This is a genomic window from Corynebacterium sp. HMSC071F07, assembly GCF_001810285.1.
In the GTDB taxonomy this organism is placed as follows: domain Bacteria; phylum Actinomycetota; class Actinomycetes; order Mycobacteriales; family Mycobacteriaceae; genus Corynebacterium; species Corynebacterium simulans.
The window spans coordinates 133,784-148,247 of record NZ_KV800694.1 but is presented as its reverse complement, the minus strand read 5'-3'; the positions used below and the strand labels follow the sequence as shown (position 1 = coordinate 148,247).

17 protein-coding genes are annotated in these 14,464 nt (G+C 58.3%); 11 read left to right on the top strand and 6 right to left on the bottom strand.

The genetic code is table 11. The features are described 5' to 3' along the window. Positions 1 to 117 precede the first annotated feature (117 nt). Complete coding sequence (locus HMPREF2724_RS02370; protein WP_049151471.1) at positions 118 to 513, bottom strand: NUDIX hydrolase; 396 nt, start codon at positions 511 to 513, stop codon at positions 118 to 120. A gap of 93 nt (positions 514 to 606) precedes the next feature. On the opposite strand from HMPREF2724_RS02370, the gene HMPREF2724_RS02365 reads away from it, so the two are divergent. Genes HMPREF2724_RS02365 through HMPREF2724_RS02355 form a run of 3 tightly spaced genes read left to right on the top strand, consistent with a single transcriptional unit; the run spans position 607 to position 2,506 of the window. Further along, a complete protein-coding gene (locus HMPREF2724_RS02365) occupies positions 607 to 1,458 on the top strand; it encodes an ABC transporter ATP-binding protein (protein ID WP_049062478.1) in 852 nt (283 codons plus the stop codon). Then, positions 1,458 to 2,279 (top strand): ABC transporter permease, encoded by an 822-nt coding sequence (locus HMPREF2724_RS02360; protein WP_062036348.1) that lies wholly within the window; start codon positions 1,458 to 1,460, stop codon positions 2,277 to 2,279. The genes HMPREF2724_RS02365 and HMPREF2724_RS02360 overlap by 1 nt, the downstream gene beginning before the upstream one ends. A gap of 2 nt (positions 2,280 to 2,281) precedes the next feature. Then, positions 2,282 to 2,506 (top strand): helix-turn-helix transcriptional regulator, encoded by a 225-nt coding sequence (locus HMPREF2724_RS02355; RefSeq protein ID WP_049062476.1) that lies wholly within the window; start codon positions 2,282 to 2,284, stop codon positions 2,504 to 2,506. Between the two features lie 251 nt (positions 2,507 to 2,757). On the opposite strand, the gene HMPREF2724_RS02350 is transcribed toward HMPREF2724_RS02355, so the two are convergent. From HMPREF2724_RS02350 to HMPREF2724_RS02340, 3 genes are all read right to left on the bottom strand, one after another. Continuing rightward, entirely contained in the window at positions 2,758 to 3,279 is a 522-nt protein-coding gene (locus HMPREF2724_RS02350; protein ID WP_070586954.1) for a hypothetical protein, read from the bottom strand. A gap of 8 nt (positions 3,280 to 3,287) precedes the next feature. Then, positions 3,288 to 4,133 carry an HNH endonuclease signature motif containing protein gene (locus HMPREF2724_RS02345; protein WP_246818186.1) on the bottom strand — a complete coding sequence of 282 codons (846 nt, stop codon included), beginning with the start codon at positions 4,131 to 4,133 and terminating at the stop codon, positions 3,288 to 3,290. A gap of 405 nt (positions 4,134 to 4,538) precedes the next feature. Further along, positions 4,539 to 5,846 carry a M20/M25/M40 family metallo-hydrolase gene (locus tag HMPREF2724_RS02340; RefSeq protein WP_062036344.1) on the bottom strand — a complete coding sequence of 436 codons (1,308 nt, stop codon included), beginning with the start codon at positions 5,844 to 5,846 and terminating at the stop codon, positions 4,539 to 4,541. A 77-nt stretch (positions 5,847 to 5,923) separates the two neighbouring features. Here HMPREF2724_RS02340 and bioB point away from each other — a divergent pair, with 77 nt between their 5' ends. Genes bioB through HMPREF2724_RS02325 form a run of 3 tightly spaced genes read left to right on the top strand, consistent with a single transcriptional unit; the run spans position 5,924 to position 8,099 of the window. Then, complete coding sequence (gene bioB / locus HMPREF2724_RS02335) at positions 5,924 to 6,904, top strand: biotin synthase BioB (protein WP_070455713.1); 981 nt, start codon at positions 5,924 to 5,926, stop codon at positions 6,902 to 6,904. After that, positions 6,904 to 7,146: a biotin synthase auxiliary protein BsaP gene (locus HMPREF2724_RS02330; protein ID WP_061919918.1), complete on the top strand. Its 243-nt coding sequence runs from the start codon at positions 6,904 to 6,906 to the stop codon at positions 7,144 to 7,146. The genes bioB and HMPREF2724_RS02330 overlap by 1 nt, the downstream gene beginning before the upstream one ends. Before the next feature lie 29 nt (positions 7,147 to 7,175). Continuing rightward, complete coding sequence (locus HMPREF2724_RS02325) at positions 7,176 to 8,099, top strand: Sir2 family NAD-dependent protein deacetylase (RefSeq protein ID WP_062036340.1); 924 nt, start codon at positions 7,176 to 7,178, stop codon at positions 8,097 to 8,099. Here HMPREF2724_RS02325 and HMPREF2724_RS12590 read toward each other — a convergent pair. Then, positions 7,999 to 8,550, bottom strand: a complete 552-nt coding sequence (locus HMPREF2724_RS12590; protein WP_141740995.1) for a hypothetical protein — start codon at positions 8,548 to 8,550, stop codon at positions 7,999 to 8,001. The two genes, HMPREF2724_RS02325 and HMPREF2724_RS12590, sit on opposite strands and share 101 nt — an antisense overlap. 91 nt (positions 8,551 to 8,641) lie before the next feature. Here HMPREF2724_RS12590 and HMPREF2724_RS02320 point away from each other — a divergent pair, with 91 nt between their 5' ends. Genes HMPREF2724_RS02320 through HMPREF2724_RS02300 form a run of 5 tightly spaced genes read left to right on the top strand, consistent with a single transcriptional unit; the run spans position 8,642 to position 13,658 of the window. Further along, a complete protein-coding gene (locus tag HMPREF2724_RS02320) occupies positions 8,642 to 10,429 on the top strand; it encodes an HtaA domain-containing protein (protein ID WP_070455709.1) in 1,788 nt (595 codons plus the stop codon). A 29-nt stretch (positions 10,430 to 10,458) separates the two neighbouring features. After that, positions 10,459 to 11,511: a heme/hemin ABC transporter substrate-binding protein gene (locus tag HMPREF2724_RS02315; RefSeq protein ID WP_070433344.1), complete on the top strand. Its 1,053-nt coding sequence runs from the start codon at positions 10,459 to 10,461 to the stop codon at positions 11,509 to 11,511. Beyond that, entirely contained in the window at positions 11,495 to 12,559 is a 1,065-nt protein-coding gene (locus tag HMPREF2724_RS02310) for a FecCD family ABC transporter permease (protein WP_061919926.1), read from the top strand. Before HMPREF2724_RS02315 ends, HMPREF2724_RS02310 begins: the two co-directional genes overlap by 17 nt. Continuing rightward, a complete protein-coding gene (locus HMPREF2724_RS02305) occupies positions 12,556 to 13,365 on the top strand; it encodes a heme ABC transporter ATP-binding protein (protein ID WP_070518347.1) in 810 nt (269 codons plus the stop codon). Before HMPREF2724_RS02310 ends, HMPREF2724_RS02305 begins: the two co-directional genes overlap by 4 nt. 44 nt (positions 13,366 to 13,409) lie before the next feature. Further along, positions 13,410 to 13,658, top strand: coding sequence for a hypothetical protein (locus tag HMPREF2724_RS02300; RefSeq protein ID WP_070455706.1), 249 nt, complete (start codon positions 13,410 to 13,412; stop codon positions 13,656 to 13,658). Here HMPREF2724_RS02300 and HMPREF2724_RS02295 read toward each other — a convergent pair. After that, on the bottom strand, positions 13,655 to 14,464 hold an 810-nt coding region (locus tag HMPREF2724_RS02295; RefSeq protein ID WP_246818185.1), incomplete at its 5' end, for an esterase/lipase family protein. The two genes, HMPREF2724_RS02300 and HMPREF2724_RS02295, sit on opposite strands and share 4 nt — an antisense overlap.

The window sequence follows — 14,464 nt, the reverse complement described above, 5'->3', positions numbered from 1 at the left end:
GACTTACGTACTTTGCTCATGCAGGCCATTGTGCCATGAAAGTGCAGTAAGTGGAAGGTTTACTCGGCCAAGGACAGCATCTTCAACATATCGCTCTGTGCTGCTCATGACCGCAATCTAACAATGCTTCTCGCGTAGTGCAGGGGTTTTCAGAAGCGGTGCGAGTTCAACGTGAGGTTCGGCCAAATCTACCCATGCGTACTCGGCAATCTCCGCTGCAATGTTTGGGATGACAGGGGATGGATAGCTGAAGACATCTGCAATGACCTCATGATTTTCCTCGTTGGCGGCGGCTGCGCGGAAGGTGCCGCGTGGGCTAAGTAGGGCACCATCAAGCGTGACGCCAATTTCCTCTCCTACCTCGCGCACTGCAGCTTGGAGGGGCGTTTCGTCGGGGTCTGGTTTACCACCCGGAAACTGAAACGCGGTGGTGTTTTTCTTTCGCACGCAAAGGACATGGCCTTCTGAGTTGTGGAAAATGACAGCGCTTACGTGAATTTCTTGTGTTGGCATGGAGACGAGCTTATCAGGACATGAAGTAACCCCCTTCCAATATGTAGTACATGTGCTATCTTCTTTAGTGAGAATTGAACCGAAGGGAGTGTAATGACTCGAGTAATTGAAATCGACGGCCTGGCTTTCTCCTATGGTGCGAAGAAAGTTCTGGGCGGAGTGGACTTGCATGTTGACCCCGGCGAGGTGGTGTGCTTGCTTGGCCCAAACGGTGTGGGAAAGACCACGCTGCTGGAAAACATTGTGGGCACGTTGACTCCAACTACCGGCAGGGTTCGTGTTTTCGGGCAGGACCCTCGCAGGGTAAAGGCCGGGTTCTGGTCTCGTGTGGGTTTGGTTCAGCAGAATTGGTCCGACCACCCCAAGTGGCGCGTTAAAGACCAGTTGGCATGGGTTGCGGGCATCCATGAAACCCACTCACCGGCAGCAATGGGGGTTGAGCAGGCGCTTGAGTTGGTGTCTTTAGGGGATAAGGAAAATCAGAAGATTTCGAGCCTGTCCGGTGGCGAGCGGCGTCGCCTAGATTTTGCGGCAGCGCTCATCGGTGGGCCTGAGTTGTTACTCCTAGATGAGCCGACGACGGGGCTCGATCCGGTCTCGAAGACACAAATGCACGACGTGATTATGGACCACGTGGATCGTTCCACCACGGTCCTTATGACCACCCATGACCTTGCAGAAGCTGAAAAGCTCGCCAGCAGAATCATCATCTTGGGTGAGGGAAAAGTCCTAGCAAACGGCAGCCCTATGCAGCTGCGCTCAGCACATTTGGGAACTGCGGAGGTCTCGTGGGTTGCAGATGGGGTGCGCAACGTTCATGCCACGGAAACGCCAGAGAAATTTCTGCAGAGCCTTCCTCTTAGTTCCATCTCTGAATTAACCGTGACGCGTCCGACGCTAGAGGATGCCTACCTTTCCATCGTGAAAAAGAATGGGGAACAGTAATGAAAATCTTCAAAGCAGCCCTCCGCCAGGCGGCAAGTGACATTCGGCCGCAGCTTGTAGGCGTCGGAGCGTTCATGGTGTTCGCGCCCGTTCTGTTTATCGTGGTGATGGTTCGCCAAAGCTCGCAGGAGATGATTGAGCAAACTTCGACTTCGTCGGTAATTCTCGCTGGTTTGGTCGGCAGCTTTTCGACGTTCGTGATAATGCAGATTGCTGCCGAGTTCTATAGCGACAGATTAGGCGGCGCCTTAGTGCGCGCGCGAATGTTGCCTAATGGCTCGTGGGTGTGGGCAATCGGCAAGACAATCTCTTGTGTAAGCGTCGTATTCATCATGCAGGCAGTACTGCTCTTTGCCGCACTTTTTATCTTGCCGAACCTAGAAATTTCATGGGGTCGTATTGTTCCCATGCTGGGCATCGCTTTGCTCTCGAATCTAGCCGCAGCACCTTTGGGGCTGGTGCTCGGTGCGTTCATGCGTGGGACATATTCACAGCTTGTCGGTTATGCCATCGTCATAGCGCTGTTTTCTACCAGCGGCAGCTTTATCTCCTTGGCTGACGTTCCTCGCTGGATACAGATTCCGCAGCTCATCCTGCCCTTCTACTGGTCCGGACACCTATCGCGGTGGATCTCGGATAATCCTGCGCAGTGGGAGTACGGCGGAGAATTCACCCCTGTGCTAGCTGTGGGGGTTCTTCTTACTTGGATCATCGTTGGATTTATAGTTGTTATTGCCTTGCTACGCTATAGCTTCCGCAAGGAGACTTTTGGCTCCCTCGCCAATATCCAATCCAAGACTCGGGCCCAAATCGGAATTTAGAAATGACTGAAGACATAGTTCACAACCGCATCGCTGTGATGCGTACTGACCGGCGAATCAGCCGGCGTGAACTCGCCGAGGCCCTAGGCATTCACTATCAGACGATTGGGTACCTAGAGCGCGGCGAGTCTGCACCGTCGTTGCATCTTGCTTTGCGTATTGCGCAGTATTTTGGAGTGTCGGTGGAATCCGTTTTTTCCTTGGATGAATTCCCGCCGTTGTCTTAGCGGTTTGCCACCTTATTCACTTGCTTTTCCATGAGCTGGCGGAGTGCTTGCTCATCGTGCGAGCTGACGCTGACGACGGCGCCGTCGACAAGCGCGTGCGCCACGAATTCGCTCTCGCCAGGTTCACCGACTAGCGGGTTCGCAGCGGTTCTTGTTCAACCTCGCTCCACCGGCCGCGGAAGATGAAACCCATCGGGGCGAAGGTGAGCACGCCGAAGTCGGAAATGCCGACGAGGATTTTTCGCCGATACTCAGCGATACATCGCTGCGGCGCCAATGAGCCACGGCCAGAATGCCATTGCCCACTGGGCTTTGCGATCATCGCCGGCAAAGCGCTTGATGTACGGCGCAAAGTGCCAAGCGGTGGCGAACATGCCTGCCACACCCACCGCGCACATGACTAATTGCACCCATGCGGGCCAACCGAGTGCATCCACAACCGTTGCTGTGTCACCAGCGCCAGCGGGCGTGATGACGAAATAACACACGCCTTCCATGATGGAAGCAAAGCTGAACCAGATCCACACCAGGCGTCTTGGTTGTAGCAGCGAGCAGATGATACCGCTGAGCAGGCTAAAGATAGGCCCGGCGGCCGCAATCAAAGCGGTGTGCGTTGGGATATCTTCGCTATGGGTCACCGCGAACGCAGAGAGGCTGGCGGAATGTCCCAACGCCAAGGGGGTGAGGAAATGCGCGCACTCGTGCAGAAACACCATGATGGTGGTTCCGATGATGGCGGCGAGGGTGGAATTAATGAGCAGTGTGCGAGGCATGGTTGTGACTAGCTCTTTATCTCCTCCTTTAAAGCAGCGGCCTGCTCGTGGGCACGGCGGCGCCTACTTGCGATGGCCTGCGCGAAAGTCTGCGTCCAGTTCTTCTCCGCGATGGGGCCGGTGGGCTCGGTGGCTTTCCACGTCCCATCTTCGAAGAGCCAGAAGATATCCCCGGTGTATGGGTCCATGATGTAGAAGGCTGTGCCATCCGTCTTGATGTTGTGGTGGTGTTGGCACAAGCAAGCAAGGTTTGCGGGGGTTGTTGGGCCACCGTCGGCGAAATTGACGCGATGGTCCGTTTGGCATTTATAGGCCGGATGGTTGCAGCCCGGGTAGCGGCAGGTTCCGTCGCGGCCTTCGACGTATTTTCGAATGTTCGCCGGAGTGATGTAGTTCTTGCTCTCGGCGTATGGGTCGACCTCGTGGACCTCCGAAGGGGAAACGGGAGTACGGGACCAACCGTGGCCTTGGATGAAGGTTGGCGCGCCGGGGATGTCAGTTGCTTGGTAGGTGTGCAGGATAACCTTTGGTTGGGCCTCGCCGAGGATGAGGCGCGTCATGGCCTGGGCGAGTGGAATCTGCTCGGCCTCGGCGAAGGCGCGTACCGCCTGGTCGACGCTCGCGATGGTTTCTGGATCTGCTTCCAGCGTTACGGAGAATGGGTCGGTGCTGTATCGACCACGGCGGCGCGTATCTTGCAGGGCAATCGTGTCATCTTCGGCGCTAATGAGCTCATTGAGTTTGCGCTTGATATTTGCTTGCGTGGGCGGGACTTGGTTCGCACGCTTTGGCGTGAGGTACTTGGTGATGCCTGCGTCGATGCGGGCAAGGGCGCCGGCAAGCGGCCCCCCCAAGCTTGTCTAAGGACTCGTTGATGGGGATAAGCCGATCTAAATCTAGGTGGAGATAGCGCTCTTGGAGAGCATGTAGTTCTGGCATGGATTCGAGACGATCTAAAGCCATGAAAATTTTGGATATGCGCGCCGGGCTAACACCGGTGGCAGAAAACATTCTCTGCACCGCGAGCTCAATATCGTTATCGAACTCCGGCAGATGCTCGCGCCAGAAGCGCAGCTCTGCATGCCGGATTTGTGCGGCGGCTTGGGCTATTTCGTCTTCGGGGTTGGTGTGAGAGTGGTAGGGCACTTTCATAGCAAGAGGTTCCTCACCGTTAAAGTGTTTCGAACTAACTTACGAATCACACTTTAAAACATGCCCCGGACACGGCTTGCCGACGCCGACTTTTACCAGGTAGTGTCCTACTTTTCGGAAGAGAGGAACCGCGTTACAAGTGAGTCATAAGCGCGCACTGTAAGCTCCAAATCCTCGAGATAAAGATGCTCGTCGTGGCTGTGTAGCTGGGAGTTGGCGCTCGCCATATCGCGGGCTTCGGCATGCATGGCAAAGCCATAAGCGTTGCCGCCCATACGGCGCGCGAAACGCAGATCGGAACCACCCGTGGCGTGGACTGGAACCACATCTTTATCGGGGAAGAACTCTTTGGAGGTTGCCTCAATCGCGTGCCAGAGCTTCGTATCGGTAGAAGATTGCGTGGCGTCTTCCGTAATCAGGTGCTCGATTTCAACCTCGTCTGCAAGATCTCCTAGCGCCTCGCGCAGGAAGTCATCGAGCTCATCCTGGGTCTGGCCTGGGAAGGGGCGGATATCCATCTCCAGGTAGGCGTGGGAAGGCAGCACGTTGATTGCGCCGCCAGCACGTAGGACGGTCTCGGCGATGGTGGTGTGGCTAAAGGCGTGAGCGTACGCGGCAAGATCGCCGAACTTCGAGTAATCGCCGGTACCTGCAATTAGTGCCGCCTCTGTTTCTGGATCGAACTTGAAGGTCTTGACGAATCCCTCCCAGATCTCATTCGAAGCAACCGGCGGTTCAGCAGCGGCGATGCGGCGTGCGACCTCGCCGATCTTCAAAATTGCAAAGTCCTTGCCATAGGGCGTGGATCCGTGGCCGGCGTCGCCATGCACGTGGATGCGGCGCTGGCCGGCGCCCTTTTCGCCCACATTAAAGCCCACCGCGTCGGGTAGGTGGCTGCCGCCGGTCTCGGACAGGCAGTTCTTCCACGAAAACGCATCCGGGTGCTGCTCCGACATGAACTTCACGCCGAGCCCGCCGCGGGCTTCTTCGTCGGCCATGCCTACGAATGCAAGGGTGCCGCCCGGGTTGCCCTCCTGAGCAATCTTGCGGGTGACCGCCGCCATGGAGGCGGTAATAAAGAGCATGTCGACGGCGCCGCGGCCGTAGAGCTTGCCGTCTTCAATGAGGGCGTCGAAAGGCGGCTTGGTCCACTTCGGCTCGTCAACGGGAACCACGTCCGTGTGTCCCATGAGGGTAAGCGGCTCTTTTTCTGGATCGCCTGGGACGGTGACAACGATGCTTACGCGCGAGGGGTGGGATTCATAACGCGCGATGGAGACGTCGGTGCCCGCGAAGAACTTCTCCAAGGTGTCGGCGTTGCGCACCTCGTTGCCGGAGTCCGGCGTGAGGTCATTGACGCAGGCATTGCGGATGAGTTCTTGCAGTAGTTCCAGGGTGTCGTCGTAAAGCGTCATGCGTTTAAGGGTAGTCGCCGGGTGAAATTTCGGTTCTTTTAACAAAAATTGAACGACGTTCAAGTACGCTGCTCTCCATGAGCATTATCGATATCGCCCGTGATAAAGCCCTAGGCCAGGGAATTGGTCTTAGCCAAGAAGAATTGCTGGAAGTGCTGCAGGTTCCGGATGAGCAGCTCGAGGAAATCGCAGACATTGCGCACCAGACTCGCCTGAAGTGGTGTGGCCCGGATGTTTCCGTGGAGGGAATCATCTCGATTAAGACCGGCGGTTGCCCGGAGGATTGTCATTTCTGCTCGCAGTCCGGTCTTTTTGAGTCCCCGGTGCGTGCGGCCCGCCTGAACATTCCGGAGTTGGTGGAGGCCGCCAAGAAGACCGCCAAGACTGGTGCGACGGAGTTTTGCATCGTTGCCGCTGTAAAGTCGCCGGATGAGAACTTGCTTTCCCAGGTCGCGGAGGCAATCCCGGCGATTTTGGATGAAGTCGATATCGAGATTTCTTGTTCCCTTGGCACGCTGACCCGCGAACAGGCGCAGCGCCTGAAGGACATGGGTGCCCAGCGCTATAACCACAACCTGGAGACCTCTCGTTCCTTCTTCCCCAACGTGGTGACTACGCATACCTGGGATGAACGCAAGGAGACCCTGGAGAACGTGCGCGCGGTGGGCATGGAAGTATGCTCCGGCGGCATCATCGGTATGGGTGAGTCCTTGGAGGATCGCGCCGAGTTCGCGTACCAGCTCGCGCAGATCGAGCCTTGCGAGGTCCCAATGAACTTCCTCGATCCGCGCCCTGGCACCCCATTTGCGGATTACCCGCTGGTTCCGCTGGGTGAAGCGCTGCGCGCCGTTGCCGCTTTCCGCTTGGCGATGCCGGCTGTGACCTTGCGCTTTGCAGGCGGCCGCGAGCTTTCGCTTGGCGACGACGGCACGGAGAAGGGTCTGCTCGGCGGCATCAACGCGATCATTGCGGGCAACTACCTGACCACGCTTGGCCGTCAGATTGAAAAGGACGTCGACATGCTGGGCCGCATCGATCTGCCGATCAAGGCTCTGTAATGGATGAGTTGGCTGCTGCCGTATTGGCAGGGGAGGAGCCAATCTTCCATCCGAATACCGGCGAGCCGTTTAAAGACGCGCACCTGCATCCAGCGGCGGCCGCCGGCTTGGACGTGCCGCGTTTTTGCCAGATCTGTGGCCGCCGCATGGTGGCGCAGGTCCGCCCGGACGGATGGAGCACGAAGTGTTCGCGCCACGGAGAGTTGGATTCGGATTGGCTCTACGTGGAGACCCTTCCCTAGCTTGGCCCGAGTTGTCCTAAATTGGAGGCATGGATCCCGCCGTTGAATTAGCCCACAAGTCCGCGTTGCGTTCTATTGAGCGCGTCGTCACGGAGACCGCGGAACCGACGCAGCCAGGGCTTGCGCTTAGCGACGTCGCCAAGCAACTGCGTGCAGGTGGCGTCATGGTGCTCACGGGGGCGGGGGTGTCCACGGAGTCGGGCGTGCCGGATTATCGCGGCCCGAAAGGTTCGTTGAGCAGGCATCGACCCATGACTTACCAGGAGTTTCGGCACGATCCCGCGGCCTCGCACCGCTACTGGGCGCGTGCCTTTGTGGGCTGGCGCGTGATGGATACTGCGCGCCCGAATCGCACGCACTACGCCTTGGTGGAGCTCGAGCGCGCCGGGCTGCTCAGTGGGCTTGTCACGCAGAACGTCGATGGCCTCCACAAGGAGGCGGGGCAGAAAAATGTCGTTGCCTTGCACGGTGACATGAAGCACGTGGTTTGCCTGAACTGCGGGAACGTGGAAGAGCGCGAGCTTTTCGATGTCCGCGCGGAGACCCTCAACCCGGGCTTCTTAGCGCGCTGGGGGGTCAGCGAGGACCAGGTCAACCCGGACGGTGACGTGGCGCTTTCGCAGGAGGCCGTCGATGAGTTTGTGATGCCGCCCTGCGTTGTGTGCGGCTCACTGCTCCTCAAGCCGGACGTGGTCTACTTTGGGGAACCGGTTCCGGCCGCGAAGAAGGATGCGGCCTATGAGATTCTGGCTGGATCGCGCTCCCTGCTGGTGGTGGGCTCCTCGCTGGCCGTGATGAGCGGTTTCCGTTTTGTGCTCGACGCCAAGAAAGCGGGTAAGCGGGTATCCGTGATTAACGGTGGTCCGGGGCGTGGGGATAATCGTGTGGATACGCTGTGGCGGACGCAGGTTGGTCCGGCTTTTGACGAGCTGCTCGACGAGCTGTCCATATAGGGTTCAGTCCCGGCATAAACCAAATGATGAGTGCCGCAACGAGTGCACTGAGTACACCTACGTGAAGTAAGTACTTGACCGGCGTGAACCACCACGCCGCCAGCGTGCCCGCGATGATCAACAACCACAGGGAGGGGATGACGTAGCCGGATGCCACGGTGGTGTTTTCATACCAATTGAGGTTGGGGAAGCGCCCGCGTGCTTCCGCGCGGATGCGGCGCTGCGGTTTGTGCGTTTGAGCCACGGCGCAGAAAAGGACAAATGCGAGCCCAGCGGCCCCAACGATGAGGTTCCCGGTTGCTCCGCCGAATACGAGAGTGGCTACGGCCACGGCGATGGCGATGCGTTCGCCTACCGTGAGCGGTAGGCCGACTGCTGGATCTACATCGGGGTAAATGTTGCGGAAAGCGTCCACGGAGGGGGTGTTTTCTGTGGTCAAAGAGGGGTACACGGTTGACGCCTGCCTTTTAAGTTAGGTAAGTATAACATGTATTAAGTAAGCCTAGCCTATCTAAATCTCTTCGTTAAGGTGACTCACTCTCATGAAAAGAACCCTTCTTGCATGCCTTGCCTCCGCGTTCTTGGTTGCAGGTCCGGCCGCTGCGCTGACACCCCAAACAGCCCATGCGGCAGAAAACTGCACCTGGAACTGGGGAATTAAGCAATCATTCCGCAACTACATCAAAGGCAACATTGCACATGGTTCGTGGGGCGCAAATGGCATTGGTTTCACAGGTGATGAACGCGGTCAGGGTGCGTTTACCTTCACGCCGACAAAGGCCAGTGTGGAAGGGGACTCGGTGGTGATCCCCTTCAACGGAAACCTCAGTTTCAAGGGGCACAACGGCGTCCTTGACATGAACTTGTCCGACTTCCAAGTCCACGCCTCGGGAAACCGCGCAGAGATCTCGGTGGACTACGTCTCTTACGAGCTCGATAGATCCGCCATGGCCCGAGGCCAGGAAATCCGGGGTGACAATGAAGTCATTGCGATTATTGACCTGCAGAATCCGGTCAAACCCGAGAGCGGCTCGGTCAACCTCACCGGCTCCACCACTTTGACGCAGGGCGGAAATCGCCTCTTCACCGGCTTCTACGAGCCCGGCGAAGCCTTGGATCCTTCCTCGGGAACCGTGGGCCTTGATGGTAGTTGCGCGGCAGGCAAAGGCACCGGCGATGTCCCAACGTCGATCACTGGTAAATTTACCGGCTTCAACAAAGAGGCCATGGCAATCCTGTCCGAGACTAACGACACCATGAATGGCATCACCACGTTCATGGGTAACACCGAGAAATTCTTGAGCCAGCTCAAGTCCTTTTATGGCGATTCCGCTGGTAATTCCGGTGGTACTGCGGCAGGCGGCTCCAACGGGGCATCGCACAGCGCAGCGCAAAAAGGTGGTGACACCAAGAGTACGGGTGCGTCTACAGCTTCCGGAAACGGAAGCCAGTCCGCAGGAACCAAGGCCGAAACGGGAACGCAGGCTGCAGGAGCTGCGGCTGCAGGAAGCGCTGGCAACGGGGACGAGAAGTGCGAGGCCACTGGCGTTACCCAAGCTAGCGCTGCATGGGGTGTAAAGAAGTCCTTCCAGTCCTACATCACTGGCTCGATTGCGCAGGGCCGCTGGGACCTTAACGCAGTGGGTTACGAAAATGAGCGCTTCACCTTTAACGGCAACTCCGGCGCTGTAAACGGGAACGCAGGCAGCATTCAGTACTCCGGCTCGATGCACTTTAGCGGTCACCACGGCAAACTCGATCTTAATATCTCCAATCTCGCGGTCACCTTCAACGGCAACTCCGGGCAGCTGATTGGTGACGTCAGCTCTTCCAACATGGAAGGCGAAAAGAAGGACTTTGGCCGAACCGTAATCGGTGATCTCAGCTTCAGCTCCCTCGACGTGGGAGAAAACTCCCTACAAGGTGAGGCGAGCGTGGCCCTGAGCGAGACCGGCTCCGAGGCTTTTGCTGGTTTCTATGAGCCAGGCACACAGCTGGATCCGCTCTCCATCAGTGCAGACCTAGGAGGCAGCGCAGATTGCGCTGCCGTCACAGGCGGTGGCTCTGGCGCCGCGGGCACCTCCGGCGGATCTAAATCCGGATCTACTGGTGCTGGCGCGGCAGGCAAGAACGCAGACGCAGCATCGCTGACAGGCGGCGAGTCGCAGGGCTACCAGGACGGATCTGGCAACTTCAAGATCAAGTCTGCCGCAGCGCAGGACAAGGGCTTTGAGTGGGGCGACTCCCGCACCTACCTGCTGCTGCTCATCGCCGGACTCGTGATCGCGGGCGGCTCTACTAGCCGCTTGGTCATGCAGAACCCGGCTTAACCAGCTTAAAAAGAGAAAAGACCTAAAACATGAAAAAGTTCTCCTCTATTTTTCTGACGCTGGTGTGCGCGCTGACTCTCGGCGCGTGTGGCGTCCAAGGCGGGTATGAGGACCTAACGAGTGAACTGCCCGCAGCAGATAGCGTGAGCGACCCTCGTTCCTTTACCGGACTAAGTAACGTCAGCGACTTCAAAGACATCGAACCAGTGGCGGATTCCGTGGAACCGCAGCTGCCAGTAGAACTCACGGACGCTGACGGCAACGATGTGACCGTCAATGACGTCTCGCGCATCTTGGCTCTCGACATCTATGGCACCTACACCAAATCGCTGACTGGCTTAGGCCTAGCGGACAACATCGTCGGTCGCACTGTTTCCTCAACCGAACCCAACCTACAGGATCTGCCGGTGGTTACCGAAGGCGGACACAATATCAATGTTGAGGCTGTTCTCTCGCTCGAGCCCACGCTGGTGATTGTCGATCACTCCATCGGGCCGCGCGACGCAATCGATCAGATTCGCGCCGCTGGCGTGACCACTGTGGTCATGGAACCGCAGCGCACCATCGATTCGGTTGGCGAGGACATTGCGAAGCTTGGCGGGGTCGTCGGCCTGCCCGAAGAAGCAAAGGAGCTGGGGGAGAGGTCAATTAAGGAAATCGATGAGGCGAAGGCCGCCATCGCCGAGCTGGTGCCAGACGAGCCCATGCGCATGGCATTCCTCTACGCGCGTGGCAACGGTGGTGTCTTCTTCATCATGGGAGAGGGCACGGGCGCCCGCGACCTCATCGAGGGAGTCGGTGGCGTGGATCTCGGAACCGAAAACCATCTGTCCTACGCCGAACCAGCAAACGCCGAGGCCTTGGCCAAGATCGACCCCGAGGTGATCATCATGATGACCAACGGCTTGGAGTCGACCGGCGGAATCGACGGCCTCATGCAGCGCCCAGGTGTCGCACAGACCACTGCCGGAAAGAAGCAGAGAATCGTCACCATCCCGGATGGGCAATCCTTGGCTTTCGGGCCGATGACGGGGCAGACGCTCATCAAATTGGCGAAGGCAGTTTATGCTCCAGACGCTTAATACAACGCTGAACGCACAGCCTGACGTTTTTGAGAAGCGCCAGCGCAAAAGAACGTGGGTCTTCATCGTCCTGGCGGTGCTGCTGTGTGCCGCTGCGCTGGTCTCCATCGTGTTGGGCCAGTACTACGTGCCTGTGCAGGATCTGTTTCCAATCCTTGCCGGCGGTCCGCACCAAGAGGCCTTGTCCGCCAATGTGGTGTGGGAGATTCGCCTTCCACGAATCGCACTGGGCTTTTTGGTCGGGGCGTCGCTTGGCGTGGCTGGCACCTTGATGCAGGCCGTCTTTGCCAACCCCTTGGCAGAGCCCTCCATCATCGGCGTGACCTCCGGCGCTGGCGTGGGCGCTGCCGTGGTCATCGTCTTCAACGTCTCCTTGCTGGGCACCTTCATCGTGCCTGCCGCAGCTTTTCTCACGGCACTTGCCGTTACCGCGTTGATCTATCAACTCGCTCGCCATGGCGGACGCGTGGCCGTTGTCAACCTGATCCTGACCGGCATCGCTATTAACGCAGTGTGCAATGCGGTCATCTCCTTCATGGTTTATCTGGCGCCCACCGCCAACCGGGAGCAGATCATTTTCTGGCAAATGGGATCCCTCAACGGCGCGCAGTGGAAGCACGTCTGGGTGGTGCTGCCAGTGGCTGCATTAGGAGCGTTCGTGGCTTTCCGCTTGGGTGAGCAGCTCGACGCCTTAGCCTTGGGCGAACGCGCGGCGGGGCATATCGGCATCAACGTCCAAAGGTTGCGTATCGCCGCGATCGTTGCTTCTGCGGTGCTGACCGCGGGCGCAGTGTCCTTTGCTGGCCTCATCGGTTTCGTGGGACTCATCGTGCCGCACCTGTTGCGCACCATCGTGGGGCCTGCGAACAAAATCTTGTTACCAGCCTCGGCTCTTGCTGGCGCGGTACTCATCGGGTTTGCCGACGTTGCTGCACGTACGCTGATTCCCTTTGCGGACTTGCCCATCGGAATCTTCACCGCGCTAGTGGGTGGCCCCTGTTTCTTTGTGTTGTTGCGGCGGATGATGCGAAAGGGGATGCACTCATGATTTCGGTGCGGGGACTTACTGTTGAAATTGGGCACCGCAAGCTTGTCGACGCCGTTTCTTTCGACGCGCAACCTGGCGAGGTTACGGGTCTCATCGGGCCGAATGGCGCCGGCAAATCGACGGTATTGGCCGCGGTCGCGGGAGACCTTGAATACTCCGGAAGCGTACAGCTGGCTGGGCTTGACCCCACGGGGCTTTCCCCAAACGAACTGGCCCGTCTGCGGGCAGTGATGCTGCAGGATGTTGGAGTGTCCTTCGAGTTCTTAGTGCGCGACGTGGTTGCGATGGGCCGAAGTCCGTGGGCGGGCACTTCATCTGAGGCTGAGGATGAAGAGATCGTCGCCGCGGCCTTAGCTGCTGCCGACGTCGCGCATCTGGCCGGCCGTGACGTCGTTACGCTGTCGGGCGGTGAGCGGGCACGGGTTGCTTTGGCCCGTGTGCTCGCGCAGCAAACCCCGGTTATCTTGCTCGATGAACCCACCGCTGCCCTGGATATCCACCATCAGGAGCAGGTACTTTCCTTGGCCCAAGCACTGGCTAAGCAAGGCGGAATTGCAGTCCTTGTGGTGCTGCATGACCTCAACGCTGCTGCCGCGTATTGCGATCACATCGTGTGCATGGCGGACGGGAAGGTGGTGGCCCACGGAACCGTGCCGGAGGTCTACGCCGATGCGGCCTTGTCCGAGGTTTATGGATGGGACATCACGGTAGCTGAGATCGATGGCCGGCTGTGCGTGTTGCCGCAGCGCTGTCCGCCCACGGGCATCGACTCACTTATCTCCACATACAAATTGTCCAACATTTAAATCGATCAATACTCAAATCTCAACACTTTGTCTAAGGAAAAATCATGCGAAAACTAGCCCTTGTTGTTACGCTCTCCAGCTCCCTTCTCTTGGCACCGCAGGCGAGCGCCGAGCAAACATGCGACCCCACCCAAACCTGTGCGGAACCAGCACCGCAACAGACCTCCAGCTTCGCTGAAGCATGGAATTACATCTTGGGTTTGACCGCGCTCGGTGGAATGTTTGCCATCATCGGTCATGCGATCATGAAATCGGGGCTACTTCCCGCAATGCCAGCGCTGCCGAGCATCTAGTTAATGAGCTTAAGGAGCGTGCGTACGATGGCGTGCACACGCTTGTCCAGTGGCATGTCCTCGTGCATGACGACGGCGCGTTTGTCGAAGTCCTGAACGTAGATGTTGCGCACGGTGCCGTCCTTGACCTTGCTGCCGTCTAGGAAGCACGTCTCGGGAGGAACCACCACGGCGTCGTTCTTCGTGGCGATGCACGTGTAGGTCACGCCGGGCTCGAGGTCGCCGTCGACGTTTGTATCGAGGAGGATCTTACTTCCGACGATTTGCTGCATGCCGGCTGGTCCGAACCAACCATCAATGATGGAGCGCATCACCGCTTCTTGGCGTCCGCTGCGCACAAGTCGGCTGACGATTCCGCCCTGCGTCGTGCCGTGGTTGGGGGAGCTTAGGCAGATGAGATGGCGGACCTTTTCGGCGCCGCCATCGATGCGCATCCAGTAACGGGCTAACAGCCCACCCTGAGAGTGACCGACGAGGATAGCTTTTTCTACGCCGGTAACGTTGAGGACTGCATCAATGTAGGAGCCCAGTTGTTGAGAAGACTCAGGGATGGGCTGGGTTGCTCGGTTGCCGTAGTCAGGGGCAAAAACTGCCCATCCGTCCTCGCGGAGTTGGGTGCCGAGCAGCTGCCAGATGCCTTTAGTGTCGCAGGTGCCGTGAATGAGGATTACTGGCCAGGGCCGCTCCGGCGTTGGGCGGGCGGACCAATCGTCCTCGAAGATGCCGCGGGGTTTGATGCGTGCGCCGAGGGGGAGGGTGGCTGCGGTGTCCGCTTCTAGGATCTTTTCTCCGGGCGTGGAGTCGGG

Bases quoted from the DNA above. Each gene is read 5' to 3' on its own strand.
- HMPREF2724_RS02370 (WP_049151471.1), bottom strand. From the start codon at position 513: ATGCCAACACAAGAAATTCACGTAAGCGCTGTCATTTTCCACAACTCA.
- HMPREF2724_RS02365 (WP_049062478.1), top strand. From the start codon at position 607: ATGACTCGAGTAATTGAAATCGACGGCCTGGCTTTCTCCTATGGTGCG.
- HMPREF2724_RS02360 (WP_062036348.1), top strand. From the start codon at position 1,458: ATGAAAATCTTCAAAGCAGCCCTCCGCCAGGCGGCAAGTGACATTCGG.
- HMPREF2724_RS02355 (WP_049062476.1), top strand. From the start codon at position 2,282: ATGACTGAAGACATAGTTCACAACCGCATCGCTGTGATGCGTACTGAC.
- HMPREF2724_RS02350 (WP_070586954.1), bottom strand. From the start codon at position 3,279: ATGCCTCGCACACTGCTCATTAATTCCACCCTCGCCGCCATCATCGGA.
- HMPREF2724_RS02340 (WP_062036344.1), bottom strand. From the start codon at position 5,846: ATGACGCTTTACGACGACACCCTGGAACTACTGCAAGAACTCATCCGC.
- bioB (WP_070455713.1), top strand. From the start codon at position 5,924: ATGAGCATTATCGATATCGCCCGTGATAAAGCCCTAGGCCAGGGAATT.
- HMPREF2724_RS02330 (WP_061919918.1), top strand. From the start codon at position 6,904: ATGGATGAGTTGGCTGCTGCCGTATTGGCAGGGGAGGAGCCAATCTTC.
- HMPREF2724_RS02325 (WP_062036340.1), top strand. From the start codon at position 7,176: ATGGATCCCGCCGTTGAATTAGCCCACAAGTCCGCGTTGCGTTCTATT.
- HMPREF2724_RS02320 (WP_070455709.1), top strand. From the start codon at position 8,642: ATGAAAAGAACCCTTCTTGCATGCCTTGCCTCCGCGTTCTTGGTTGCA.
- HMPREF2724_RS02315 (WP_070433344.1), top strand. From the start codon at position 10,459: ATGAAAAAGTTCTCCTCTATTTTTCTGACGCTGGTGTGCGCGCTGACT.
- HMPREF2724_RS02310 (WP_061919926.1), top strand. From the start codon at position 11,495: ATGCTCCAGACGCTTAATACAACGCTGAACGCACAGCCTGACGTTTTT.
- HMPREF2724_RS02305 (WP_070518347.1), top strand. From the start codon at position 12,556: ATGATTTCGGTGCGGGGACTTACTGTTGAAATTGGGCACCGCAAGCTT.
- HMPREF2724_RS02300 (WP_070455706.1), top strand. From the start codon at position 13,410: ATGCGAAAACTAGCCCTTGTTGTTACGCTCTCCAGCTCCCTTCTCTTG.